Origin of the sequence: Gymnodinialimonas sp. 57CJ19 (assembly GCF_038396845.1) — a bacterium.
Classification (GTDB): domain Bacteria; phylum Pseudomonadota; class Alphaproteobacteria; order Rhodobacterales; family Rhodobacteraceae; genus Gymnodinialimonas.
Genome location: NZ_CP151587.1, coordinates 2,612,445 through 2,635,307, shown reverse-complemented (window position 1 = coordinate 2,635,307; position 22,863 = coordinate 2,612,445). Strand labels below are relative to the sequence as shown.

General features: G+C 61.8%; 22 protein-coding genes. 9 read left to right on the top strand and 13 right to left on the bottom strand.

Translation table 11 applies throughout. The features are described from left to right. Positions 1 to 57: 57 nt before the first annotated feature. Positions 58 to 1,527 (bottom strand): hypothetical protein, encoded by a 1,470-nt coding sequence (locus tag AADW23_RS12980; RefSeq protein ID WP_341861367.1) that lies wholly within the window; start codon positions 1,525 to 1,527, stop codon positions 58 to 60. A gap of 134 nt (positions 1,528 to 1,661) precedes the next feature. Here AADW23_RS12980 and AADW23_RS12975 point away from each other — a divergent pair, with 134 nt between their 5' ends. The 3 genes from AADW23_RS12975 to AADW23_RS12965 all read left to right on the top strand — a co-directional run bounded on the left by AADW23_RS12975 (position 1,662) and on the right by AADW23_RS12965 (position 3,470). Beyond that, positions 1,662 to 2,210 (top strand): TIGR00730 family Rossman fold protein, encoded by a 549-nt coding sequence (locus AADW23_RS12975; protein WP_341861366.1) that lies wholly within the window; start codon positions 1,662 to 1,664, stop codon positions 2,208 to 2,210. Beyond that, on the top strand, positions 2,207 to 3,100 hold the full coding sequence (locus AADW23_RS12970; RefSeq protein WP_341861365.1) for an endonuclease: 894 nt from the start codon (positions 2,207 to 2,209) through the stop codon (positions 3,098 to 3,100). The genes AADW23_RS12975 and AADW23_RS12970 overlap by 4 nt, the downstream gene beginning before the upstream one ends. A gap of 88 nt (positions 3,101 to 3,188) precedes the next feature. Then, entirely contained in the window at positions 3,189 to 3,470 is a 282-nt protein-coding gene (locus AADW23_RS12965; protein ID WP_341861364.1) for a hypothetical protein, read from the top strand. Between the two features lie 51 nt (positions 3,471 to 3,521). Here the strand turns inward: AADW23_RS12965 and AADW23_RS12960 are convergent, their stop codons facing one another. The 10 genes from AADW23_RS12960 to AADW23_RS12915 all read right to left on the bottom strand — a co-directional run bounded on the left by AADW23_RS12960 (position 3,522) and on the right by AADW23_RS12915 (position 12,101). Further along, entirely contained in the window at positions 3,522 to 4,031 is a 510-nt protein-coding gene (locus tag AADW23_RS12960; RefSeq protein ID WP_341861363.1) for a host attachment family protein, read from the bottom strand. 1 nt (position 4,032) lies between these two features. Continuing rightward, positions 4,033 to 4,263, bottom strand: a complete 231-nt coding sequence (locus AADW23_RS12955; RefSeq protein WP_341861362.1) for a hypothetical protein — start codon at positions 4,261 to 4,263, stop codon at positions 4,033 to 4,035. 131 nt (positions 4,264 to 4,394) lie between these two features. Further along, positions 4,395 to 4,994 carry a superoxide dismutase gene (locus tag AADW23_RS12950; protein WP_341861361.1) on the bottom strand — a complete coding sequence of 200 codons (600 nt, stop codon included), beginning with the start codon at positions 4,992 to 4,994 and terminating at the stop codon, positions 4,395 to 4,397. A 203-nt stretch (positions 4,995 to 5,197) separates the two neighbouring features. Continuing rightward, the gene (locus tag AADW23_RS12945; protein ID WP_341861360.1) at positions 5,198 to 5,761 is read right to left on the bottom strand and encodes a sarcosine oxidase subunit gamma family protein; all 564 of its coding nucleotides are present in this window, start codon (positions 5,759 to 5,761) and stop codon (positions 5,198 to 5,200) included. Next, positions 5,754 to 8,768 (bottom strand): sarcosine oxidase subunit alpha family protein, encoded by a 3,015-nt coding sequence (locus tag AADW23_RS12940; protein WP_341861359.1) that lies wholly within the window; start codon positions 8,766 to 8,768, stop codon positions 5,754 to 5,756. The genes AADW23_RS12945 and AADW23_RS12940 overlap by 8 nt, the downstream gene beginning before the upstream one ends. Then, the gene (locus AADW23_RS12935; RefSeq protein ID WP_341861358.1) at positions 8,765 to 9,088 is read right to left on the bottom strand and encodes a sarcosine oxidase subunit delta; all 324 of its coding nucleotides are present in this window, start codon (positions 9,086 to 9,088) and stop codon (positions 8,765 to 8,767) included. The genes AADW23_RS12940 and AADW23_RS12935 overlap by 4 nt, the downstream gene beginning before the upstream one ends. A gap of 3 nt (positions 9,089 to 9,091) precedes the next feature. Further along, the gene (locus tag AADW23_RS12930; protein ID WP_341861357.1) at positions 9,092 to 9,826 is read right to left on the bottom strand and encodes a hypothetical protein; all 735 of its coding nucleotides are present in this window, start codon (positions 9,824 to 9,826) and stop codon (positions 9,092 to 9,094) included. A gap of 51 nt (positions 9,827 to 9,877) precedes the next feature. Beyond that, positions 9,878 to 10,099 (bottom strand): hypothetical protein, encoded by a 222-nt coding sequence (locus AADW23_RS12925; RefSeq protein ID WP_341861356.1) that lies wholly within the window; start codon positions 10,097 to 10,099, stop codon positions 9,878 to 9,880. Positions 10,100 to 10,250: 151 nt separating this feature from the next. Then, the gene (locus AADW23_RS12920) at positions 10,251 to 10,778 is read right to left on the bottom strand and encodes a hypothetical protein (protein WP_341861355.1); all 528 of its coding nucleotides are present in this window, start codon (positions 10,776 to 10,778) and stop codon (positions 10,251 to 10,253) included. A gap of 78 nt (positions 10,779 to 10,856) precedes the next feature. Continuing rightward, entirely contained in the window at positions 10,857 to 12,101 is a 1,245-nt protein-coding gene (locus AADW23_RS12915) for a sarcosine oxidase subunit beta family protein (protein ID WP_341861354.1), read from the bottom strand. Positions 12,102 to 12,320: 219 nt separating this feature from the next. On the opposite strand from AADW23_RS12915, the gene ccmI reads away from it, so the two are divergent. The 3 genes from ccmI to AADW23_RS12900 are packed head-to-tail and all read left to right on the top strand — an operon-like array spanning position 12,321 to position 14,286. Beyond that, entirely contained in the window at positions 12,321 to 13,562 is a 1,242-nt protein-coding gene (gene ccmI, locus AADW23_RS12910) for a c-type cytochrome biogenesis protein CcmI (protein ID WP_341861353.1), read from the top strand. After that, the gene (ruvX, locus tag AADW23_RS12905; RefSeq protein WP_341861352.1) at positions 13,559 to 14,044 is read left to right on the top strand and encodes a Holliday junction resolvase RuvX; all 486 of its coding nucleotides are present in this window, start codon (positions 13,559 to 13,561) and stop codon (positions 14,042 to 14,044) included. Before ccmI ends, ruvX begins: the two co-directional genes overlap by 4 nt. Beyond that, complete coding sequence (locus AADW23_RS12900; RefSeq protein WP_341861351.1) at positions 14,041 to 14,286, top strand: DUF1289 domain-containing protein; 246 nt, start codon at positions 14,041 to 14,043, stop codon at positions 14,284 to 14,286. The genes ruvX and AADW23_RS12900 overlap by 4 nt, the downstream gene beginning before the upstream one ends. On the opposite strand, the gene AADW23_RS12895 is transcribed toward AADW23_RS12900, so the two are convergent. Both AADW23_RS12895 and AADW23_RS12890 read right to left on the bottom strand, forming a co-directional pair. Continuing rightward, on the bottom strand, positions 14,283 to 15,107 hold the full coding sequence (locus AADW23_RS12895) for a sulfite exporter TauE/SafE family protein (RefSeq protein ID WP_341861350.1): 825 nt from the start codon (positions 15,105 to 15,107) through the stop codon (positions 14,283 to 14,285). The two genes, AADW23_RS12900 and AADW23_RS12895, sit on opposite strands and share 4 nt — an antisense overlap. Before the next feature lie 176 nt (positions 15,108 to 15,283). After that, a complete protein-coding gene (locus AADW23_RS12890; RefSeq protein WP_341861349.1) occupies positions 15,284 to 18,685 on the bottom strand; it encodes an indolepyruvate ferredoxin oxidoreductase family protein in 3,402 nt (1,133 codons plus the stop codon). 196 nt (positions 18,686 to 18,881) lie between these two features. Between AADW23_RS12890 and AADW23_RS12885 the strand changes: the two genes are divergently transcribed. The 3 genes from AADW23_RS12885 (at position 18,882) to purL (ending at position 22,803) form a co-directional block, all read left to right on the top strand. Then, positions 18,882 to 19,796 carry a LysR family transcriptional regulator gene (locus AADW23_RS12885; protein WP_341861348.1) on the top strand — a complete coding sequence of 305 codons (915 nt, stop codon included), beginning with the start codon at positions 18,882 to 18,884 and terminating at the stop codon, positions 19,794 to 19,796. 233 nt (positions 19,797 to 20,029) lie between these two features. Beyond that, entirely contained in the window at positions 20,030 to 20,506 is a 477-nt protein-coding gene (locus tag AADW23_RS12880; protein ID WP_341861347.1) for a GNAT family N-acetyltransferase, read from the top strand. 137 nt (positions 20,507 to 20,643) lie between these two features. Beyond that, positions 20,644 to 22,803 carry a phosphoribosylformylglycinamidine synthase subunit PurL gene (gene purL / locus AADW23_RS12875; RefSeq protein ID WP_341861346.1) on the top strand — a complete coding sequence of 720 codons (2,160 nt, stop codon included), beginning with the start codon at positions 20,644 to 20,646 and terminating at the stop codon, positions 22,801 to 22,803. Positions 22,804 to 22,863 lie beyond the last annotated feature (60 nt).

The following is a 22,863-nucleotide window of genomic DNA, read 5'->3' as shown; positions in this document are numbered from 1 at the left end:
CCCTTGGCGTGCCCTTCTACCTAGTGTGCGATCAGGTCCGAGACCAGAGCCAGCGGCTCAGTTCCCGTCATTCTCTGCCCCAAGGGTCGGAAGACGGAAAATCTGGCCGGGGAAAATCCAGTTTGGATCACGGATTTGGTCCTGATTTTCCTCGAATATCTGCACGTAAAGGATGCCATCTCCAAAGGTGTTCTCGGCCATGCCCCAAAGGGTGAAACCGGGCTGCACAGTAATGAGGTCGATGCCATCGGCATCGGCCACCGGCGCCTCGGCGACCCGTTCCGGGTCTTCTCGCAGAAACGGCGTCTCGACCCGGCTGACGGTCGTGCCGTCATTGGCCAGTTCCGCCACCGCCAGCGTATAGGTACCGGGGTCCACATCGGGCAATTGCAAGGACCATGCGCCGCCGGGACCGACCTCTCCCAGATGGATCGGCTGGTTGTTGAGATAGACTTGGATATCGGCCGCCGCAGAGCCGCGCCCCGCAAGGATCACCGCGCCATCGGCATTGTAGGAAATCGCATCGAGCCTCACAGAGGTTTGCACCGCAGGCTCTGCAACGGTGTTCTGCACCACCCGCAGGCCTTCTGGCCCTGCGATCACCACCGCGGGGGCCGCCGCGCGGGTGGGCTGAGTTGCCACGGGGCGCGGAGCGACAGGGCTCGCATCGGCGATGGCGGGCGCTGTTGAAACTGCGGGGGGGGTCGGGTTACCGGGCGTAGTGGCCAAGGCGCCGGGGGCTTCGGGTGTTGCGGTTGGTTCCGGCTCAAGCGGCGCGATGGCTTCGGGTTCTTGCGGTTCAACGGGGGGGTGCGGCTCTGCCAGGAGAGGATCGGCGACCGGTTCGATCACCTCCTCAGGAACCGGTTCAACCACTGGATCAACGCCCGGGTCAGCCAATGGGCCAGCCGATGGGTCAGCCACCGCCGCAACCATCGTTTCGGCCACCGCCTCAACTTCAGGATCAATCTCCGGACCGTGGGCCACTTCCGCGCTTGCGCCGGCAAAGGGCGCGACAAGGACCGTTTCAACACCCGCGATAGGCTCTTCCCCGTCCGGGCGGGCTTCGACCCCCAACATGCGCGGCGCGTCAGAAGGTGCGAGCGTCAACATCGCCACGAAATCTCCCGCGCCATCAGCCGTGGTTTCCGCGATGCCTTCACCGTCCAAAAAGATCGTGATGCTCAGGTTCGGCGCGGTGCGCCCTGCGATGACTGCGGTGCCATCGGCGTTTACGCGCAGCAGATCAAGACGCGGGGCCTCCACCGTCAAGACGGGTGCGGGATCGGCGGGTGTAGGATCGGCGGCGGGTTCCGGGCTTTGGGCCGCGGCAATTTCTGCGACAGGTTCGGGTGCGGCGACTGGCTCGGCATCAGGCTCTGCCACTGTGACCGGCGACGCATCCGGCGCCTCGGACCCTGAGTTGAATACGGTGAACCCAACAGCGCCCGCAACCACGACCACAGCTCCCACAACCGTGGCCCCAATAGCACCGGAGCTGCTTCCGAACATCGCCGCGAGTTTCATTGCATGTCCTCTGGCACGGTTTCCCCCTTTAAACCCTGCAACACGCCCTGCGCCTGCTGCGGATTACCCCGCTTGAGGCCCAAGCCAATGCGCAGTATTAGGGCCCAAGGGTTAACAAAGCGCAAGGTGTTGCGATGAGACGGCTATCTTTGTGTGTCTATTGTGGCTCTCGCATGGGGAAGGACCCGGCTTACGAGGCCATGGCCACGACCTTGGGCACAGAGATGGCGCGCCACAATATGCGTCTGGTTTACGGCGCGGGCGACGTGGGGCTGATGGGCGCCGTGGCCCGTGCGGCGCAGGCTGGCGGTGCCGAGACCTTTGGCGTTATTCCCACCCATTTGATGCACATGGAGGTCGGCAAGACCGATCTGACCACCTCTGTCGTGACCGAGACGATGCACGAACGCAAGAAGGTGATGTTCATGAACGCCGATGCCGTCGTGGTGCTGCCCGGCGGCGCGGGATCGCTGGATGAGTTCTTTGAGGTGCTCACCTGGCGGCAATTGGGCCTGCACGCCAAGCCGATATTCTTGATGAATACCAAGGGCTACTGGGACCCGCTGCGCGCTATGATGGATCATGTGGTGGACCAGGGCTTTGCCGATGCCAGCCTGTTGCAGTTCGTGGAAACCATAGATGACGTCCCCGGGCTGATGACCGCGCTCCAGCGGGCCGCATGACAGGCATCCTCACCAGATTGCTTTGCCTTCTGGTCTGCTTGAGCCCCCTGGCCTGTGCGCCCACCACCACCCCCTCCGCCGATCCTGCGCCGCCGCCTGATGCGCTTCGGGTGGCCACCTTGAATGTCCACTACATCCGCCCGTCAAACCCGCGCGGCATCGCCTCGCTTCCCGATTGGGCGCGCCGGCAAGTGCCACTCAATACGGCGTTTCAGTCAATCAACGCCGATATTTTTGCCCTGCAAGAGGTGGGAACCTTCCCCTGTTGCAGCCAGAACGGGGCCAACCCTTCCCTTGATTGGCTGCTATCCCAGAACCCCGCCTACAGTGTCGCGGCCCATGGTCCGGGCGAGGTCTTTCCCCAAATTCAACCCATCCTCTACCGCCATGACCGGGTGTCTTTGCTGGATCAGGGGTATTTTTTCTTCTCCCGCACGCCCGGCACCCTCGGCTCGCCCGGGTATCGCGCCGGATCTTACCCGACCTTCGCCAGTTGGGCGTCGTTCCGCCACAGTGGCGCAGTAGTGCATGTGGTGAATGTGCATCTTGATGTGACGAGTTGGGACAACCGCCGCGCCTCTGCTGCGCTGATCGGCCATGCCATCGCCCCTTGGCTGGACGCCGGAGAAAGGGTGATGGTGATCGGCGATATGAATTCCTTTACCCAAACCCGCCCCGTGCAGACCCTGGCCCGCACCCTGACCGTGGCCCCGGTGCGCGGTGCAACGTTCCATTTCTATCGGGGCCTCCACCTCTATGGGGCGATTGACCATCTGAGCTATTCCGACGGCGTCACGCCGGTCAGCCCCCCTCGGGTGGTACGCGGGCGCTTTGCGGGCGGCTTCCCGTCAGACCATTATCCGGTGTTCATGGATGTTGTGCTGGACTGAGAGACTTGGCCCGGTTTCTTTAACGATCTGTTAACTCTGCATGGCCATAAAACCCCCGTGAAATTGAGTTTTGAGGAGGGAGCCAGCCATGACCGATGAAGAGATGCTCAGGGCGCTACACTCGGTAGGTTTTGCGGCATTCGTCGCGCATTTCGACATTTTCGACGGGCCACTATCGAATGCTGACGCGACCGCGCGTTTGCAAGAGCGTACCGGATGGGCCGCCACCGGATGCCGGACCCGCGTCACCCGCGCCCGCGCCGTGTTGGACGCGGGACGGAAGGCCGATGCCTACGATCTGATCGCCCGATCGGAAAAGGCGTCCGAAGCCGCCCGCGCCCGGGCGCGGGCGCTTCTGGCTCTCGCATAGAACGGCCCGCCGTTTGACGGGCGGGCCGAGCGTCGCGCTTGAACGGACGCGTCAGGCAGGCGGCGTGGTGGCCTCAGAGATCCGTTTCGTGATCTCGTCGATCGGGTGGTTTGTCAGCGTCAAATCCGCCTCGGCCACAACCCGGTCTTCAACCTCTTTATGAAGTTCTTTGCGCAACTCGCCTAGGATTTTAGGCGACGCACAAATGATCAAGCGCTCGAACTCGTTCCGATGCGCCTTGAGATAAAGGATATCGGCCAAATCACTGGCGAACCGTTCCTTTTCCAGCCAATGCCAATCCGTATCTTGCACGGCGGAGCGATGGATCGAAGGGCCATCGTTGAATCGCCCCGGCCGGTCTGTGCCCTGTTCCCGCGTTGGGGGATTGTCTTGCTCCTCCTCGCGGAAGACCACCAAGTTCGGGTCGTCGGCATCGGTGATATTGTGCAGGAACAGCGCTTTTTCACCATCGGCCACCAACACCCACGTGCCATGGGTAAGAGGGGAACGATTATGCGTGACCTGCTCGACATCGGTTTGTTTTAAAGAGGCATTTGCCATGTCACTTGTTCCTTTCACCCAAGTTATCGGTGCCGGGCCGGTCCTCGTCGGATTTGGTGACGCGTGTTGCCCCGGCAGAGGCATTGGTGAAATGGCGTAGCTCATCCTTGGTGCCCGTCTTCCGGGCTAGGTTGCCGCCACTGCGTCCTGCAAAATCGGGGGCGTCAGGAGTGTCTCCCAACAGCTCTTTCGTTTCACTGCGGCCGTCTTTCGATCTATGACGCTCTGCCATGACGTTTCCTCCTCGGATCAGTTTCACTCAAGGAATAAACGCCTTCGCCCGCCACACAGTTCCAACGCGTGCCATAAAAAAGGCCCGCCGTATGACGGGCGGGCCTTTCGAAAAGATGCTTTCGCCACAGATTACATGCGCGAAGCGACGTTTTCCCAGTTGACCAGATTGTCGAGGAAGTTGGTCAGGTAGGCCGGGCGCTTGTTGCGGAAATCAATGTAGTAGGAATGCTCCCACACATCGCAGCCAAGCAGCGCTGTCTGGCCGAAGCACAGCGGGTTCACGCCGTTTTCGGTCTTGGTCACAGCCAAGGAGCCGTCGGCGTTCTTGACCAGCCAGCACCAGCCGGAGCCGAACTGACCCGCACCCGCCGCGGAGAACTGGGATTTGAACTCATCGACCGAGCCAAAGGACTCATTCAATGCGCTTTCCAGCTCGGACGGCATGGAGGACGCGCCCGGCCCCATCATTTCCCAGAACTGGTTGTGGTTCCACAACTGGCTGATGTTGTTGAAGATACCGTTTTGCGCGACAGCGTTTGCGTCGTAGGTGCCGGTGATGATCTCTTCGAGGGATTTGCCCTCCCACTCCGTGCCTTCAATCGCCTTGTTACCGTTGGTGACATAGGCGTTGTGGTGCAGGTCGTGGTGGTATTCCAGCGTCTCGGCGGACATGCCGTGGGCGGCAAGCGCGTCGTGGGCGTAGGGAAGGTCTGGAAGTTGAAAGGCCATGGTTGGTCCCCCTGTTAGGTTGCAATTCACTACGGCACAGATGGAGGGTGCAGCCCCCCGCCGTCAAGGGGCGTAGGTCGCATAGCGGCAAAATCACCCCGCAACCTTGGGCCGTACGCCAAGGCGCTTTCCGGTTCCCGCGCGGGTGTGGCCCTTGGTTCCACTGGCCCGACGACGTGGCGCGAGGAGGCAACGAGCGCGGCTCAGTAATAGCCCACTTCGCTGCCTTCCGCCGCCGCGTTCGACAGCAAATCAAAGGCATATTGAGCGACGGACCGGAAGCAGATCACGCAAGCATGGGTCTGATCATTGATCCAGAACGCCGCCGGAACCTGTGCCAGCCGCGATCTGCGCACTTCGCCGTATTTCAGTATGCCGAGGTCTGCGGGCGTCAGCTTTCCCAATACTTCGCGCACGTCGGCAGCTTCAACGGTGAAAACTGCCCGCGCGTCTGACACGTTGACGGCAAGATGATGGGCGTCACCCATGTCTTTCGCCAAGCTGGCCACGACCTTGTCCGCGTCTTCATGTTTGCACATGATCAACACCTCATCCGGGGCCATCCACGCCACGCTTACGGGATCGCTCCCTGTGGTGATCGCGCGTTGCGTCGGCATGTCCAGCCCGACAGCCGCCTTCACCGCTGCCGCAGTTTCGGGCGCGGACAGATCGGCCCGCAGGGTGACCATGCCCAAGAGGCCCATCTCCCGGACATGGGCAAATCCGGTATGTGAAGCACCTTGCAATGCGCTGACAGAATTAGACATTTTGCTTCTCCCCCTCGGGATCAAAGAACACCGGGCTGACGATTTTCGCCGCAACAGTGGAGCCGTCCACCTTGTTCAAATTCACCACCTCGCCCATGCGTTCCGGCCCGTTCAGAACCAAACCCATGGCGATGCCCCGATCCAGGGTGGGCGAGTAATAAGTGGAGGTGACGCGCCCTTCCACATTGGCCTGCCCGTTGGCGTTCTTGCCCTCGGCCACCGCATAGGCGCCATCGGGCAGGACGGAGGCATCCAGCGTCTCCAATCCCACAAGCTTCCAGCGATTGGGGTCGGTCATGAATGTCCGCTGTTGGCCACGCTTGCCGAGGAAATCCTCTTTCTTCTTGGAGATCGCCCAGTTGAGCCCCAAATCCTGCGGGATCACGGTGCCGTCGGTCTCGTCCCCGATCATGATGAAGCCCTTCTCGGCCCGCATGACGTGGAGCGCCTCGGTGCCGTAAGGAGTGGAGTTGAACTCCGCGCCCGCCGCATGAAGCGCCTCCCAGAAGGCCGCGCCTTGGCTTGCGGGAACGGCGATCTCGAAGGATAGCTCGCCCGAGAACGAGATGCGGAAGACGCGAACCGTGAAGCCGCCAAGCGTCCCCTCGGCCATGCCCATGAACGGCAGCGCCTCGGCCGACAAATCGAAATCCGCGCCCATCTTCTGCAACAGCTTGCGCGCGTTCGGGCCAACAACGGCCACCTGCGCCCACTGCTCGGTCACATTGGCGGTGTAGACGTCCCAGTCCCACCATTCGCATTGCAACCAATCCTCCATATGGGCGTGAACATGATCGGCCCCGCCCGAGGTTGTGTGACAAAGGAACGTATCCTCATCTAGCCGCACGACCACACCGTCATCCATCAGGAAGCCATTTTCCGAGCACATCAGCCCGTAGCGGCATTTGCCCGGTTTCAGATTGCTCATCATATTGGTGTAGAGCATGTCCATCAGCTTGCCCGCGTCCGGCCCCTTGACGATGATCTTGCCCAGGGTCGAGGCATCCAGCAGCCCCAGCGAGTTACGCGTGGCGTTGATCTCGCGGATCACCGACTGCGCATGCGTCTCGCCCGTACGCGGGTAGGTATAGGGACGCCGCCAACCGCCGACGGGCTCCATGTAGGCGCCCTGCGCTTCGTGCCACTCATGCATCGGAGTGCGGCGTAGGGGTTGGAAGATCTCGCCCCGCGCTTCGCCCGCAATCGCACCCATCGAAATGGGGGTGTAGGGCGGACGGAACGTGGTGGTGCCGACGCGGGGGATTTCTTCGTTCAACGCATCAGCAAGCACGGCCAGACCGTTGATGTTGCTGAGTTTCCCTTGATCTGTGGCCATGCCAAGGGTGGTGTACCGCTTGGTGTGCTCCACGCTCTCGTAGCCTTCACGGGCGGCCAGTTGCACGTCCGAGACCTTCACATCGTTCTGGAAATCGAGCCACATCTTCGAGCGTTTCTTGTAGCCCGCGCTGTGGGGCATGACCCATACCGGGGCCAACGGCTCCTCGCTATCGCTCCTCGCCGCGCTGCCACCTTCGGCGGATTTTCCAAATGTTTGCAGCACGTTGCCAGTGTTAGCTAAAGTATTCTCTAGCGTCGCATCCGCCATTAAAGCGCCATCGGCGCTGCCGACGCAGGTCACGAAACCCTCGCCGTTCTGGTTTAACGGGGGCCGTGCGGGGTCGGGGCGGAAGAAGGCGTTCTCGGCGTCCCAAGTCAGTTTGCCGCCGCAGTGAGACCAAAGGTGCACCACCGGAGACCAGCCGCCCGACATCGCCACGGCGTCGCAGGAGATCTCCTCCGTCACCAAGCCGTCGCCGTCCTGGGCGCACAAAGCGACAGAGACAACGCCGCGCAAGCCCTTGACCTTGGCAATGGCCGTATTGACTTTAACATTGACCCCTAAGGCACGCGCCTTATTGGGCAATTCCCCATTCGCCTGCGCCCGTGCGTCGACCACACAGGCAACGTCCAACCCGGCATCAACCTGAGCGATCGCCGTCCGGTAACCATCGTCGTTATTGGTCACCACCACGATCCGCTGACCCACGGCCACGCCGTAGTTCACCAGATAATCGCGCACGCTGGACGCCAGCATGACGCCCGGCTTGTCGTTGCCCGCAAAGCTGAGGGGCCGTTCCAACGCGCCGGTGGCCGAGATGATCTGATCTGCCCGGATGCGCCATAGACGGTGGCGCGGGCCATCCTGACCGGGGGTGTGATCACGTAACCGCTCATACCCCAGCACATAGCCGTGGTCGTACACGCCCGAGACCATGCAGCGCAGGCGCAGCGTTACATTTTCAAGGGTTTCAAGCTCTTCCACGGCGTTCTTCACCCACTCGTCGGCGGGCAGGCCATCCACTTCCACCCCGTCAACGGGCGCACGTCCGCCCCAATGGGCGCTTTGCTCCATCAACAGAACCTCAACCCCGGCGCGGCCCGCCAGAAGCGCGGCTTGCAGCCCGGCGATGCCGCCACCGGCGACCACCAGATCGCTGTGGGCGTAGAAATATTCATAGGTATCAGGGTCGCGGGTTTCAGGGTCCGGCGCTTTGCCAAGGCCAGCGGATTGGCGGATGAAAGGCTCAAACACATGCTTCCACGCGGCGCGGGGGAACAGGAATGTCTTGTAATAGAAGCCTGCCGGAAGGAACCGGGAAACGAGGCCGTTGATCTCGCCCACGTCGAACTCCAGCGACGGCCAGTGGTTCTGGGACGTGGCGCTGAGATCGTCAAACAGCTCGGTCGTGGTGGCGCGTTGGTTCGGCTCGTGGCGATGACCTTCACCCAGATTCACCAGCGCGTTTGGTTCCTCGGCGCCGCTGGTCATGATGCCGCGCGGGCGGTGATACTTGAAGGACCGGCCCACCAGCGTCTGCCCATTGGCCAGCAGCGCTGAAGCCAGCGTATCGCCCTTGTGGCCACGCATTTTCTTACCGTTAAAGGTGAACGTCACCTGAGCGTTGCGGTCGATCAGGCGGCCTTGGGATTCGAGACGAGTGCTCATTGGGGGAAGCTCCAACCGGGGCGTTTGCTTTGGATTTTGGCGATCAGATCAGCGGGCGGCGCAAGGGTCTGCGCGGAATAGGTGCCGAAGACCTCCAACGTGGCGGTATCACGGGCGGCAAGAAACCATTTTCCGCAACCGGCCGCGTGACGCCACCGTTCGAAATGCACGCCCTTGGTGTTGGGGCGCATGAACATGTATTCTTCGAACTGGTCATCGGTCGAGCCAGGCCCGAAGCGCTTCAGATGTGCTTCACCGCCGGGGGCAAGCTCGGTTTCGCAGGCGGCCACGCCGCAGACAGGACAGGTGAGGGTCAGCATTGGCTACGGCTCCTCTGAAGGGTGAGAGTTCAGGGGCAAAGGCTCGATCGCATCGAGCACAAAGGCCACGTCGTCAAAGAGTTGCGGGTCGGGCGTGCCCTCGTATGTATCAAGGGTCGTGCCCCAATGGTGCTCAGCGTATACCGGGCCCGGCCCATCATAAAGCGGGCCTTTCTTGTGTCGCGGCACAAAGAAATAAGCGGGCCAGATGCGCAGGTCCTTGATCTCTGCGCGGTACTTCTCAAGGAAATTGCGCAGGAACAGATTGCCGACGCTGATCCACGGCTGCCGCGCGGTTTGTGGCGCATCGGCGTAGGTGGTGTGGATCTCATCCACGGTCAGGGCCAGCGTCGTGGTGCCGGGGGCCGAGGCCAGATAGGGCGTCAGTTTGGAGCGCCGCTTGGGGTGGGTCTCATAGCAGGTGTAGGTGCACGGCTCGGCAAACAGCTCATCGCAGGGGCGCAGGGCTTCGAAATCTGCTCCGGGCAGAAAGCCGCCGCGCTCAAACAGGATTTCGTAGCGCATCAGATCCGCAACGCCTTCAAAATGGCGCTTGCGGAAGTAATGCGCCATCAGGCGTTGGTTTCGCCAGCGGCGGCCCGTCAGATAGACATTGTCATAGAGGGTATACGCCCAATCAGGGTGCAGATCGCGCCACGTCTGCATCCACCGCTTGGGCGCAGGACGGTCCCCGATCCAGATATGGCCGAGGCGTTTGGGGATGGCCACAGCGCTCATCGGCGCGCACCCGGCCCGGACAGGGCGAGGCCCGTCCGGACCGCCTGTTGCTTAGTCCACCAAAGCGGGGCTTGTCGGGTCGACAACCGGCGTGACTGTTGCAGGCGCTGTGCCGTCGTCCGGCAAGGTGCTGCTGCCCCCGCCCATGAAGAGCATGGCGAGGATAAACAGCACGACAATGCCGCCAATGAAAATGAGCGCTCCTGAACCAGAGCCGCCCCGCGTGGGCGGTGTGTAGTCAAAGGCGCGGTTGCGATGGTCGTAGTCAGACATGAGGCATCCTCCATTGCTGCGTGCCTCAGTGTGGGGCCGCAGGTGGAGGGTGCAAAGGATGCGAGAGCGGCGGCGCGAATTGCGCCAAAAAGGGCCGGATCGGAGGCTTTGCATGAGCCAAAGCCCGCCACGTCCCGGCGTTTGGAAGAAATCAGAGGGGAGACTGACCGATAGACGCTTTTCGGATGTTGTTGGCCATGCGTGGTCCCGCAAACGCCCCGATCAGCGGGGAAAGGCCAAACACGGTGGTCGTCACCAGCCAAACAACCCTGGTTGTTCCAGCGCCATAAGTGACCTCGCTGTCCTCTCCGACAATTGTATAGGTGTACTCGTTGGACAGAGCGACAAGGCGCGGGATGATCCGAGACGGCTGTGTCCCTGCGAAGTCCCACAGGGCTGGCCACCCGAATTCCAACCCGAACCAAACGGCCCAGAATGTGATCACGCCCAATCCGCCGCCCACGACCGCAAACACCACGCGCGCAGGCAGCCGCCGGGCCGCGTCGCCCGACACCACAACTATGGAGAACCCGCTTATCGCCACTGCGATCATCAGAATTTTCGGATCCGCATTGACCGTCGCCAAGCCGCAATAGAGCGCCGCCAGCATGGCGGGCAAGGCAATCGCCTGAATGGTACGAAATCTGCGGCGCGCGGCCGGACTTTGGACGTCTGGCATATCTCAATCCTTCACAAACCGCCCCTGCGGCCTGTGATATCAGCGCAAATGCGCCAAAGGGATGGAGGATTTCCGCCACTAGTGCGCCACGCCCGCCGCAACGCTTTCGTCGATGAACCGCCCCTCGCGGAAACGCTCCATGCCGAATTCGGCGGTCAGCGGCGAATGCCCCTTGGCCATCAGTTCCGCAAAACCCCAGCCGGAACCCGGGATTGCCTTGAAGCCCCCCGTGCCCCAACCGCAGTTCATGAACATGCCCTCGACTGGCGTTTTCGACAGGATCGGAGAGCGGTCACCCGTTACATCCACGATCCCCCCCCACTGGCGCAGCATCTTCAGGCGCGACAGCATCGGGAAGGTCTCGATCAACGAGCGCACGGTTTCCTCCACGTGGTGGAACGACCCGCGCTGGGTGTAGTTGTTGTGCCCGTCGGTGCCGCCGCCAATCACCATCTCGCCCTTGTCGGACTGGGACAGGTAGCCGTGGACGGTGTTGGCCATGACGACCACGTCCATGCAGGGTTTGATCGGCTCGGAAACCAACGCCTGAAGCGCGACGGATTCCATCGGCAGACGGAAGCCCGCCATCTCGGCCAGCACCGAGGAGTGGCCCGCGACCACGCCGCCAAGCTTCTTGCAGCCGATGAAGCCTTGAGAGGTCTCAACCCCTTGCACCGCGCCGCCCTCAACCCGGACGCCTGTCACCTCGGTCTGCTGGATGATGTCCATGCCCATGTCCGAGCACGCCCGCGCATAGCCCCAAGCCACCGCGTCATGGCGTGCCGTGCCGCCGCGCGGCTGCCAGAGCCCGCCCAGAACCGGATAGCGCGGCCCTTCGATATTCATGATCGGCACAAGTTTCTTGACCTCGTGCTTGTCGATGAAGCGTGTCTCAACGCCCTGCAAAGCATTGGCCTGCGCCGTGCGCAGATAGCCGCGCACCTCATGGTGGGTCTGGGCCAGCATGATCACGCCGCGGGGGCTGAACATGATGTTGTAGTTCAGGTCCTGGCTCAATGTTTCGTAGAGCGAGCGCGCCTTCTCGTAAATCGCGGCAGACGGATCTTGCAGGTAGTTCGACCGGATGATCGTGGTGTTGCGGCCCGTGTTGCCGCCGCCGAGCCAGCCCTTTTCGATCACCGCGACATTGGTGATGCCGAAGTTCTTGCCCAAGTAGTAGGCCGTCGCCAAACCGTGGCCACCCGCCCCTACAATCACCACATCATAGGCGGCCTTGGGCTTGGGCGAACGCCAGGCACGCTCCCACCCTGCGTGGTGGCGAAAAGCTTCTTTGGCGATGGCAAAGGCGGAATATTTACGCATGGACGGGCTCCGGGTCTGATACTTTGCTTTTGGGCTGCCTTGGGAAAAAGAGGATACTCTGCGCGACATGTAAGGATCAATTTGCGACCACCCCCCATGTTGTCGCGACTTCCCGGACATTTCGCCATGGGTCTTATCGCGATTGTGACAGTTCAACGTCTTTCGCTTGTGCCGGATGCGGCTTATGTCGGGGCAAGTCACTAAAAGGGACCGCAGAACATGGCGTTTTGGATTGCAGCGGGCTTTATCAGCCTGGGGGTGGCGGCCATCGTCTATTTGGCGGCGCGGCGCCCCGTTCAGGTACAATCGCCCACGGCGGCCTATGACCTGAAGATCTACCGCGATCAGCTCACCGAGTTGGACCGCGATCTGGCCCGTGGCACCCTGTCCGAGGATGAAGCGACCCGTGCCCGCACCGAAGTCAGCCGCCGTATTCTGGACGCAGACCGCGCGTTGCAAAAGGCCCGCGCCGGGGCTCGCGAAGGCGGGCTTGGCACCGTCCCCATCATCATCGGTCTGGCGGCCATGGTCGCAGGCGCCGGGCTGCTTTACGCGGAACTCGGCGCGCCGGGCTATCCCGACATGCCCCTGCAACCGCGCATCGCGATGATCGAGCAGACCCGCGAAAACCGCCCCTCCCAAGCCGCCGCCGAACAACAGCTGCCTCCGGCGCCGCTCCCCGAGGCAGACCCCGACCGTGTGGCGCTGGTCACCCAGTTGCGCCAGGTGATGGCCGAGCGCCCCGACGACGCCCAAGGCTTGACCCTTCTGGCCGCGAATGAGGCGATGCTGGGCAATTTCACCGCCGCCCATACCGCCCAGACCCAACTGATCGCGCTTCTGGGCGAAGAGGCCGCCACGGGCCGTCACTACATTGATCTGGCCGAGATGTTGATCTTCGCCGCCGGCGGCTATGTCTCCCCCGAAGCCGAGCAAGCCCTGCGCCAAGGTCTGGCGCTGGAACCCGGTGACGGCATCGGCCGCTATTACGCCGGAGAGATGTACGCCCAACAAGGCCGTCCCGATCTGGCCCTGCCGATCTGGTCTTCGCTTCTGGCCAACTCACGGGCCCAGGCCCCTTGGGTGCGCCCGATCCGGCAACAGATTGAAGCCGTGGCCTTTGCCGCTGGCGTCGATCTGGACCCTGCCCTTCTGATCCCGGCTCCGGCCTCCAACGGCCCGACTGCCGATGACGTCGCCGCCATGGAGGACCTTTCGCCCGAGGATCAACAGGCGATGATCGCCTCGATGGTCGAAAGCCTCGCCACGCGCCTGGGAACCGAAGGTGGCCCGGCTGAGGATTGGGCCCGCCTGATCACCGCATACGGCGTCTTGGGCCGGGTCAACGCGGCGCAGATCGTCCATGACGACGCGCAAACGACCTTCGCCGATGCGCCCGAGGCGCTGGCAATGATCGACGCCGCCTTCCGCGCGGCCATGGCCCGGATCGGTTCCGAATGATCTACCCCGAGCTCTCTGACCTCGTCCCGCTCCTGCCGCCGATGCGCGGGCTCATGGGCCTTGATCTGGGGACCAAGACCATCGGCGTGGCCCTTTCCGATCGCCTGCTGACGTCGGCCAGCGCCTTGGAAACCGTGAAGCGCAAAAAGTTTGGCGTCGATGCCGATGCCTTGGCCGCGCTGATCGCCAAGCACGAGATTTGCGGCATCGTTCTGGGCCTGCCCCGCAATATGGATGGCTCCGAAGGCCCAAGGGCGCAGGCCACCCGTGCCTTCGCCCTCAACCTGTCGCGCCGTCCAGACTTTGCCGAGCTTCCGATCACCTTCTGGGATGAACGCCTCAGCACCGTTGCCGCTGAACGCGCCTTGATCGAGGCGGATACGACCCGCAAACGTCGCTCCGAGGTGATCGACGCCGTCGCCGCCAGCTATATCCTGCAAGGGGCGCTGGATCGCATGCGTCACCTGAGGGCCGGGATATGAGCGACAAGGTTTGGAAACGTGACGAGGTGCAATCGCCCTGCGTCAACATCTGCGTAATCCACCGCGAGGCGCGGCTTTGCACCGGCTGCCTGCGTACCATCGACGAGATCACCCAATGGAGCCGTCTCACCGATGAGGCGCGCGCCGAGGTGATCGCCGCCCTGCCCGCGCGTCAGTCCAAACTCTCGGTGCGCCGCGGTGGCCGCGCCGCCCGATTGGCCCGCAACACAGGCAATTCCTAGAACCCAAGCGCCTTGCGCAGCATGTTCAGGGCCATCACCATGATGAACACCGCAAAGACCCGCTTCAGGGGCTTGGGGTCCATCGCATGGGCCAGCTTCACTCCCAACGGCGCGGTGATCAGCGTCATGGCCACAACCGACACAAAGGCCACGATATTGACCTGCCCCACGGTGAACGGCGGACGTCCCGCCGCCTCTCCCGGTGTCAGCAGAAAGCCAATGACCGCTGGCACCGCGATAATCACGCCAAAGCCCGCCGCCGTGGCCACCGCCCGGTGGATCGGCACACCATAAAGCGTCATCATCGGCACCCCGAACGATCCGCCGCCAATCCCCATCAACACCGATAGAAACCCGATGACCGGAGAGGTCGCAATGGTCCCCGCCCGCCCCGGCATCTGCGCGCCCAAGCGCCACTCGGCCCGGCCAAAGGCCATGTACAGCCCAACCGCCAACCCAAGCACGCCGAAGATCGCCATCAAGACCTCGTTGCGCAGCCCGCTGGCCGCCACAACGCCCAATGCGGCCCCCACAGCAATGCCGGGGCCCCATGCTTTCAGAATGTTCCAATCCACCGCGCCGCGCTTGTGGTGGCCCAAGACCGAACGCACCGACGTCACCACAATTGTCGCCAATGACGTCGCCAGGCAAATCTGCATCAACCCGTCAGGACCATAGCCAAGCCCCTCAAACGCAAAGAAAAACGCCGGCACCAGCACGATGCCGCCGCCGACCCCCAACAGACCCGCAATCACACCGGCCAATGCGCCGATCGCCAGGATCAGCGCCAACATCGGCAAAAATTCAGCAAGTTCCGGCATAGGCCCTCCAGGTTCTCTCCCCCTCGCGCCTATCCCACAGGGCTTAGGGTGAAAACCCCCTCTTGCCCTTCACCTTTTCAAAAATATCGCTGCACACCACTTGCCGCGCAGAGCACCCCCTCGACCAAAACGCCCGCACAACACCTGCGAGGAGGCCTTGGCCGAGGAGTAGCCGCTTATTCCGCCGCGCGCGCGTGCCCGCCCGTGTCCGATAGCGCCACCAGCAACTCTTCCCGTCGCTTTCCAGCCTTCTCGGCATTCTTGTCCTTGACCGGACCAAAACCACGGATGGACAATGGCAACTCCGCCAAGGCCACCAGCGCATCCATCTTGGCAGCGCTCGCCTTGGGCAACCATGCCGCCATATCCGCCTCATATTGCTTGATAAGCTGGCGCTCCCTTCGCCGCTCGGCGGCATAGCCGAACACATCCAGCGGCGTGCCGCGCAGACCCTTCATTTTCGCCAGAAGCTTGTAGACACCGCCGACCCAAGGGCCAAAGTTGCGCTTTTTCGGCCTGCCAGCGCTATCGCGCCCCGGCAGCATCGGCGGGGCCAGATGATAAGTCATCTTGAAATCCCCCGTCAGGGTTTCGCGGGCCTTGGCTTCTGTCTCCAAGTGCAGACGGGCGACCTCGTATTCATCCTTATAGGCCAATAGCTTATGGTAGCCCTTCGCCACCGCTTCCTTCAGGCGGCGGTCCTCTACGGTATCCGCCAATTTGCGGAACCGCCTGGCCAGACGCTTGTTCTGATAGGCCACCAGATGGCTCTCTCTGTAGCTGATCTTCTCTTCCAGGGTTTTCGGCAGAGCAACGACATTGGGCGCAATCAACCCCTGCACCTTGTCAGGGTTCACAGCCGCCCAACGGCCCATTTCAAAGGCTTGTTTGTTGGCCTCAACCGCTGCACCGTTCATGGTGATCGCGGTCATGATCGCATCAAGGCTCAGGGGCACAATCCCCGCCTGCCAAGCCGCGCCGAAGGTCATCATGTTGGAGAAAATCGAATCCCCCAGCAAAACCCGGGCCAGTTCAGTGGCATCAAACAACACCAGCTTTTCACGCAAGCGCGCCTGAAGGGCCACTTCCAGGTCTTTGCCGGGAATGGTGAATTCGGTGTTCAGGGTGAAATCTCCGGTGGTGATCTCGTGGCTGTTCACCACCGCCCCCGTCCGGCCCGTTTTCATCTGAGCCAGCGTTTTGGCCCCGCCTGTGACCACCAGATCGCCGCCAATCACCGCATCGGCTTCGCCTGCGCCGACGCGAATGGCCGAGATATCCTCAGGCCGATTGGCCAGCCGCAGGTGGATCGCCACAGCGCCGCCCTTCTGGGCCAGCCCCGCCATCTCGATCATGCCCACGCCTTTGCCGTCCAACTGCGCGGCCTGCGCCATCACCGCCCCGATGGTCACAACGCCCGTGCCGCCCACGCCGGTCACCAGCATATTGTGGGTGCCGTTGATCTCGGGCAGCTCTGGGTCAGGCAGCCCCGTCAGATCAACCGAGGCCGAGGCTTCCTTGCGGATTGCCGCCCCTTCCAAAGTCACAAACGACGGGCAGAAGCCATTTACACAGGAGAAGTCCTTGTTGCAGGTGGATTGGTCGATCGCCCGTTTTCGGCCCAGTTCCGTTTCCACCGGCACGATAGAGACGCAGTTCGACTGCACCCCGCAATCGCCGCAGCCCTCGCAGACATCGGTGTTGATGAACACGCGCTTGTCGATATCGGGGAAGGTGCCACGCTTGCGGCGGCGGCGCTTTTCGGCAGCACAGGTCTGCACATAGATGATCGCCGACACGCCTTTGTGGTGGCGGAATTCCTCTTGCACTTTCATCAGATCGGCCCGCTCGAACCGGGCCAGGCCCTTGGGGAACGCCGCGAAATCAATCTCTTCCTTGGCGTCATAGACCAGCGCGATGTTTTCCACGCCCATGGCCTTGATCTCATGGGCGATGCGGGCCGGGTCCAGATCGCCCTCATTATCCTGCCCGCCGGTCATGGCGACGGCGTCGTTGAACAGGATCTTGTAGGTGATGTTGGTGCCCGCCGCCAAAGCCGCCCGGATCGCCAATACGCCCGAGTGGTTGTAGGTGCCTTCGCCCAGGTTCTGGAACATATGTTCACGGGTCGAGAACAGGCTTTCGCCCAACCAGTTCACCCCTTCGCCGCCCATGTGGGTGTAGGCTTCGGTCTCTCGGTCCATCCATTTGGCCATGAAGTGGCAGCCGATCCCCGCCCCCGCGCGCGAGCCCTCGGGCACTTTGGTGGAGGAGTTGTGCGGGCAGCCCGAGCAGAACCAAGGCGTCCGCTTCGCCAAATCCGGCGCATTGGACGCGCGGCGTGCCTCTTCCACCGTCGCCATGCCCGCCCGCACGCGGTCCGTGGCGCAGCCTTCGTCGATCAGGATCTCGCCCAGTTTGACGGCGATATCGGCCGGGTCCAGCGCGAAATGGGTGGGGAACAGCGTGTTGCCCTTGCCGTCCTTGTAGCCGTAAACGCGGCGCCCCCGGCGATCGTCGAAGATCGCCTCTTTCACCTGCACTTCGATCAGTTTGCGCTTTTCCTCGATCACAACGATCAGGTCGAGCCCATCGGCCCAATCGTGGAACCCACGCATATCCAGCGGCCAGACTTGGCCGACCTTATAGGTGGTGATCCCCATCGCCTCGGCAGCCGCATCGTCAATCCCAAGCGCCTCCATCGAAGAAATCAGATCGAGCCAGTTCTTACCGGCGGCCACAAAGCCAATCTTCGCCCCCGCGCGCCCGTGGACGCGCTTGTCGATCTTGTTGGCGTGGGCAAAGGCCTCTGCCGCGTGGCGTTTGTGTTCCAGAAGCCGTTCTTCTTGCGGAATCCAATGATCCCCAAGGCGAATGTTCAACCCGCCCTCAGGCATCTCGAAATCAGGCTCTACAAACTGCATCCGATCGGGCCGTCCATCGACGACCGCCGTGGCCTCGACGTTATCTTTCACGCACTTGAGGCCCACCCAAACGCCCGCATAGCGGCTGAGTGCATAGGCATAGATGCCGTAGTCCAGAATTTCCTGCACACCCGCAGGGTTCAGGACGGGCATATGCACATCCACCATCGCCCAATCGGATTGGTGACACACGGTCGAGCTTTCGCCGATGTGGTCATCACCCATCGCCATGATGACGCCGCCATGCTTCGAAGTGCCCGCCATATTGGCGTGGCGCATTACGTCGCCGGTACGGTCCACGCCGGGGCCTTTGCCGTACCAAAGGCCAAAGACACCATCGAACTTGCCCTCGCCGCGCAGCTCTGCGGTTTGCGCGCCCCAATGGGCGGTGGCGGCAAGGTCTTCGTTCAGGCCCGGCTTGAAGGTGACGTCGTTGGCGCTCAGCACCTTTTCCGACCGCGTCATTTGCAGATCCACCCCACCCACGGGGGAGCCGCGATAGCCGCTGACGAAGCCCGCCGTATTCAACCCGGCGGCCCGGTCGCGTTCCTTCTGCATCAGCATCAGGCGCACCATCGCCTGGGTGCCGTTCAGCAATACCTGAGACTTCGACAGATCAAATTTGTCGTTAAGCGAGACTTGTTGCACTCCCATAGGGACCTCCCGTGCGCCGAACGAGCGCTTCTCAGGCTCGAAAGAGTTTCTGGCACCCTTATAGGTCATAAAGGCTGACCTGTCCACTGTTGTGAATCCGCCATTAACTCAAGTTCAACTATGTTTCACTAGAATTTCCGTTGCGCATGAAGCATAGCCCCTTACGTTAGCGCAAACGTCAAGAAGGCCGGAAAAAATGGATTGGGATAAACTACGCATCTTTCATGCGGTTGCTTCTGCGGGGTCGCTGACCCACGCGGGCGATACGTTGCACTTGTCTCAATCCGCCGTGTCACGCCAAATCCGCGCGTTGGAAGAAGGGTTGGACACGACCCTGTTTCACCGCCACGCCCGCGGCCTGATCCTGACCGAACAGGGGGAGCTTCTTTATGATGCAACCCGACACATGACCAAGCGCCTCGATGCGGCCTCTGCGCGTATTCGCGACAGTGAAGAGGAAGTGTTTGGCGAATTGCGCGTTACAACCACCATCGGCTTCGGTTCGCTCTGGTTGGCCCCCCGCCTGCCCGCCTTGTACGAAAAATACCCCGATCTGAAGATCGACCTGATGCTGGAAGAACGCCTGCTTGATTTGCCCATGCGAGAGGCGGACGTTGCCATTCGGATGAAGGAACCCTCGCAAGCGGATTTGATCCGCCGGCGTTTGATGACGATCAATATGCGCCTTTATGCGACGCCCTCTTATATCGAAGCCCATGGAATGCCGGCCAGCATTCGGGATTTGGGAAAACACCGTTTGATCTCTCAAAACGCCTCTGCCGCGCAGGTTAGCGCCGGTGCAATTCTGGTGCGCGAATTGATGAGCTATGACGTAGGATCAACGCTGTCTGTGAATAACTATTTCGGTGTTTTGCAGGCGGTGATCCATGATCTGGGTATCGGCGTTCTGCCCGACTATCTCACCCAGGATTTTCCTGACCTCGTCCGTGTCCTGCCCGAGGTGGAATCAGCCGAAGTACCGGTGTTTCTCGCGTACCCCGAAGAGTTGCGCCAATCGCGCCGGATTGAAGTGTTCCGCGACTTCGTCAGCGAAGAGGTTATCGCCTACCGGCGCCGCCAGAGAGAGGCCGAAGCTTCGCCGGGTGCGTAAAATCTGTGCAAAGGGTCGTATTTGGTTGTGTGCTATGCGCCACAGGCATAGCGGGTTTGCACCGCAAAACCTTAGTTTGCCTTGATTAAAGGCGGTTTGATTAATAAAACATTATTTATTGGAGACGCCGCCTAGCGGTCCTCCAATACCTCCCTGTTGGACTTCGGCCGAGATTCGTCTCGGCCTTTTTTTTGGCCTATACCCATCGGCTAAAATTCCGAAGTGACATGGCCATGACAAATTTCGAAACTCAGTTCAATCCTCACCACGGCCCCGCGCCCGAGGCGGTTCATGATTTCTTGAACACCTGCTTCGCGCCCATGGCAGACCGGATTGATCCGCCCTCCTCTCTCACCTCGATGAGCTTAACGGATGTGGCGCAGAAAATGGCGGATGAGGATTTCTTCTGCATCTGCAACGGCGTGGCCCCCGTGGCATGTCTGTTTGGTCATGGCGAGGGGACGGTTTATGAAGTGGGCAAGATCGCCGTGGCTCCGAACCAGCGCAAACAGGGGCTGGCCCGTGTTTTGGTTGATACCGCCGCTGCCCACGCCCACGCCAAGGGTTTCGCCACGCTGCAACTTTATGCCCGTGTGCAACTGGTGGAAAACCACGCCATTTACACCGCCATGGGCTTCACCCGATCGGGCACCTTTACCCACCCCGGTTTTGACGCCCCCACCGCCCTGATCTTCCAGCGCGCCCTTTGATGCGCCCCTCCCCGTGCTCCAAAGGCACAACCGCCCATGCGACATGGTGTGAGGCTTCCCCCCCGCGCCTAGGGCGCTTATAGAACCCCCAGAATATGGGCCTTGGGGCCTGAACTGCGCAAATCTGGGGAATATGAATGACCGATCCTGCCATCACACCCGATGTGATCGCCGCCCACGGCTTTACCGACGACGAATACGCCGAGGTAAACAATATTCTCGGACGCGCGCCGAATTATACCGAGATGGGCATTTTCTCGGCCATGTGGAACGAGCATTGTTCCTACAAATCTTCGAAAAAATGGTTGCGCACCCTGCCGACAGAGGGCCCGCAAGTTGTTTGCGGCCCCGGCGAAAACGCGGGCATCGTGGACATTGGCGACGGTCAATGTGTTGTTTTCAAAATGGAAAGCCACAACCACCCCTCGTATATCGAGCCCTATCAGGGCGCAGCGACAGGTGTGGGCGGCATCTTGCGCGACGTCTTCACCATGGGCGCGCGCCCCATTGCGGCGATGAACGCGCTGTCATTTGGCGAAACGTCTCACCCCAAGACACGCCAGCTGGTGCACGGTGTGGTGGAAGGCGTCGGCGGCTACGGCAATTGCTTTGGCGTGCCAACGGTTGGCGGCGAGGTGCGTTTCCACGCGGCCTATAACGGCAACTGCCTGGTCAACGCCTTCGCGGCGGGCTTGGCGGACACCGACAAGATTTTCTACTCTGCCGCCTCGGGCGTGGGGATGCCTGTTGTCTATCTGGGCGCAAAAACCGGCCGTGACGGCGTCGGCGGGGCGACGATGGCCTCGGCCGAGTTCGACGATACCATCGAAGAAAAGCGCCCCACCGTTCAAGTGGGTGACCCTTTCACCGAGAAACGCCTGATGGAGGCCACGCTGGAGCTGATGGCGACCGGCGCCGTGATCTCGATTCAGGATATGGGCGCGGCGGGCCTGACCTGTTCCGCCGTGGAAATGGGGGACAAGGGCGGCCTTGGGGTCCGCCTCACATTGGAGGACGTGCCGCAGCGCGAAGAAGCTATGACGGCCTACGAGATGATGCTTTCGGAATCCCAAGAGCGGATGCTGATGGTGCTGAAGCCCGAGCTAGAGGCCGAGGCCCGCGCGGTGTTCGAGAAATGGGACCTCGATTTCGCCATCGTCGGAGAGACGATTGCAGAGGACCGCTTCCTGATCATGCACAACGGAGAGGTCAAAGCCGATCTGCCGCTGTCCAAGCTGGCCTCTACCGCGCCGGAATACGACCGCCCCTGGGTGCCGACTGAGCCCGCGCCCGAGATGGACCCCGTGCCGGAAGTGGACCCCATCGACGCGCTGCGCGCGTTGTTGTCCTCGCCCAACTATTGCTCGCGCCAATGGGTGTATCAGCAGTATGACCACCAAGTGATGGGCGACACGGTCGTGTCGCCGGGCCTGGGCGCAGGGGTTGTGCGGGTGCATGGCACCGACAAGGCGCTGGCCTTCACCTCGGACGTGACACCGCGCTACGTGAAGGCCAACCCGGTTGAGGGCGGCAAGCAGGCGGTGGCGGAAGCCTACCGCAACCTGACCGCCGTGGGGGCCAAGCCGCTCGCCACGACCGACAACATGAACTTCGGCAATCCCGAGAAGCCCGAAATCATGGGGCAGTTTGTGGGGGCTATTCAGGGCATCGGCGCGGCCTGTCTGGCGCTGGATACGCCGATCGTGTCTGGCAACGTGTCGCTTTATAACGAGACCGACGGCACGGGCATTCTGCCCACGCCGACAATTGGGGCCGTGGGCCTCCTCGATCATATTCATGATCTCATCGCAGGTGTCGCCCGCGAGGGGCATTTGCTGATGTTGGTGGGGGAAACCGAAGGGCATCTGGGGCAATCCGCCCTGCTGGCCGAGGTGTTCAACCGCGAAGATGGCGACGCCCCCCATGTTGATCTGGAGGCCGAAAAGCGCAACGGCGATTTCATCCGCGACAACCGGGAATGGATCGGCGCCTGCACCGACCTGTCCGATGGCGGTCTGGCTGTGGCAGCCTTTGAGATTGCCCATGCCGCAGAATGTGGCGTGACCCTGGATGTGGCCGACACGGCGACATTGTTTGGCGAGGACCAGGCCCGCTATCTGATCGCCACCTCCTTTGATAAGGCGGAGGCGCTGATGGTAGCGGCGGGTCAAGCGGGCGTGCCGCTGTCCACAGTGGGCAAAGTCGGCGGAGATTTGGTGCGGATCGGCAGCTCGGATGCGCCTTTGGCCGAATTGTCCGAGGCCTATATGAGCACCTTTGCCCAAACCTTTGCGTGACATGGTTGCGGCGGGGCCAGCCCCGCCCTACATTTTATCCCGACAACCAAGGATTTGATC

Excerpts from the sequence above, each read along its gene's own strand:
- AADW23_RS12955 (WP_341861362.1), bottom strand. The coding sequence starts at position 4,263 with ATGGCAGAGCGTCATAGATCGAAAGACGGCCGCAGTGAAACGAAAGAG.
- AADW23_RS12885 (WP_341861348.1), top strand. The coding sequence starts at position 18,882 with ATGGATTGGGATAAACTACGCATCTTTCATGCGGTTGCTTCTGCGGGG.
- AADW23_RS12930 (WP_341861357.1), bottom strand. The coding sequence starts at position 9,826 with ATGAGCGCTGTGGCCATCCCCAAACGCCTCGGCCATATCTGGATCGGG.
- AADW23_RS12890 (WP_341861349.1), bottom strand. The coding sequence starts at position 18,685 with ATGGGAGTGCAACAAGTCTCGCTTAACGACAAATTTGATCTGTCGAAG.
- AADW23_RS12950 (WP_341861361.1), bottom strand. The coding sequence starts at position 4,994 with ATGGCCTTTCAACTTCCAGACCTTCCCTACGCCCACGACGCGCTTGCC.
- AADW23_RS12920 (WP_341861355.1), bottom strand. The coding sequence starts at position 10,778 with ATGCCAGACGTCCAAAGTCCGGCCGCGCGCCGCAGATTTCGTACCATT.
- AADW23_RS12940 (WP_341861359.1), bottom strand. The coding sequence starts at position 8,768 with ATGAGCACTCGTCTCGAATCCCAAGGCCGCCTGATCGACCGCAACGCT.
- AADW23_RS12895 (WP_341861350.1), bottom strand. The coding sequence starts at position 15,107 with ATGCCGGAACTTGCTGAATTTTTGCCGATGTTGGCGCTGATCCTGGCG.
- AADW23_RS12880 (WP_341861347.1), top strand. The coding sequence starts at position 20,030 with ATGACAAATTTCGAAACTCAGTTCAATCCTCACCACGGCCCCGCGCCC.
- AADW23_RS12970 (WP_341861365.1), top strand. The coding sequence starts at position 2,207 with ATGACAGGCATCCTCACCAGATTGCTTTGCCTTCTGGTCTGCTTGAGC.
- AADW23_RS12900 (WP_341861351.1), top strand. The coding sequence starts at position 14,041 with ATGAGCGACAAGGTTTGGAAACGTGACGAGGTGCAATCGCCCTGCGTC.
- AADW23_RS12975 (WP_341861366.1), top strand. The coding sequence starts at position 1,662 with ATGAGACGGCTATCTTTGTGTGTCTATTGTGGCTCTCGCATGGGGAAG.
- AADW23_RS12980 (WP_341861367.1), bottom strand. The coding sequence starts at position 1,527 with ATGAAACTCGCGGCGATGTTCGGAAGCAGCTCCGGTGCTATTGGGGCC.
- ruvX (WP_341861352.1), top strand. The coding sequence starts at position 13,559 with ATGATCTACCCCGAGCTCTCTGACCTCGTCCCGCTCCTGCCGCCGATG.
- AADW23_RS12935 (WP_341861358.1), bottom strand. The coding sequence starts at position 9,088 with ATGCTGACCCTCACCTGTCCTGTCTGCGGCGTGGCCGCCTGCGAAACC.
- AADW23_RS12965 (WP_341861364.1), top strand. The coding sequence starts at position 3,189 with ATGACCGATGAAGAGATGCTCAGGGCGCTACACTCGGTAGGTTTTGCG.
- AADW23_RS12945 (WP_341861360.1), bottom strand. The coding sequence starts at position 5,761 with ATGTCTAATTCTGTCAGCGCATTGCAAGGTGCTTCACATACCGGATTT.
- purL (WP_341861346.1), top strand. The coding sequence starts at position 20,644 with ATGACCGATCCTGCCATCACACCCGATGTGATCGCCGCCCACGGCTTT.
- AADW23_RS12915 (WP_341861354.1), bottom strand. The coding sequence starts at position 12,101 with ATGCGTAAATATTCCGCCTTTGCCATCGCCAAAGAAGCTTTTCGCCAC.
- AADW23_RS12925 (WP_341861356.1), bottom strand. The coding sequence starts at position 10,099 with ATGTCTGACTACGACCATCGCAACCGCGCCTTTGACTACACACCGCCC.
- AADW23_RS12960 (WP_341861363.1), bottom strand. The coding sequence starts at position 4,031 with ATGGCAAATGCCTCTTTAAAACAAACCGATGTCGAGCAGGTCACGCAT.
- ccmI (WP_341861353.1), top strand. The coding sequence starts at position 12,321 with ATGGCGTTTTGGATTGCAGCGGGCTTTATCAGCCTGGGGGTGGCGGCC.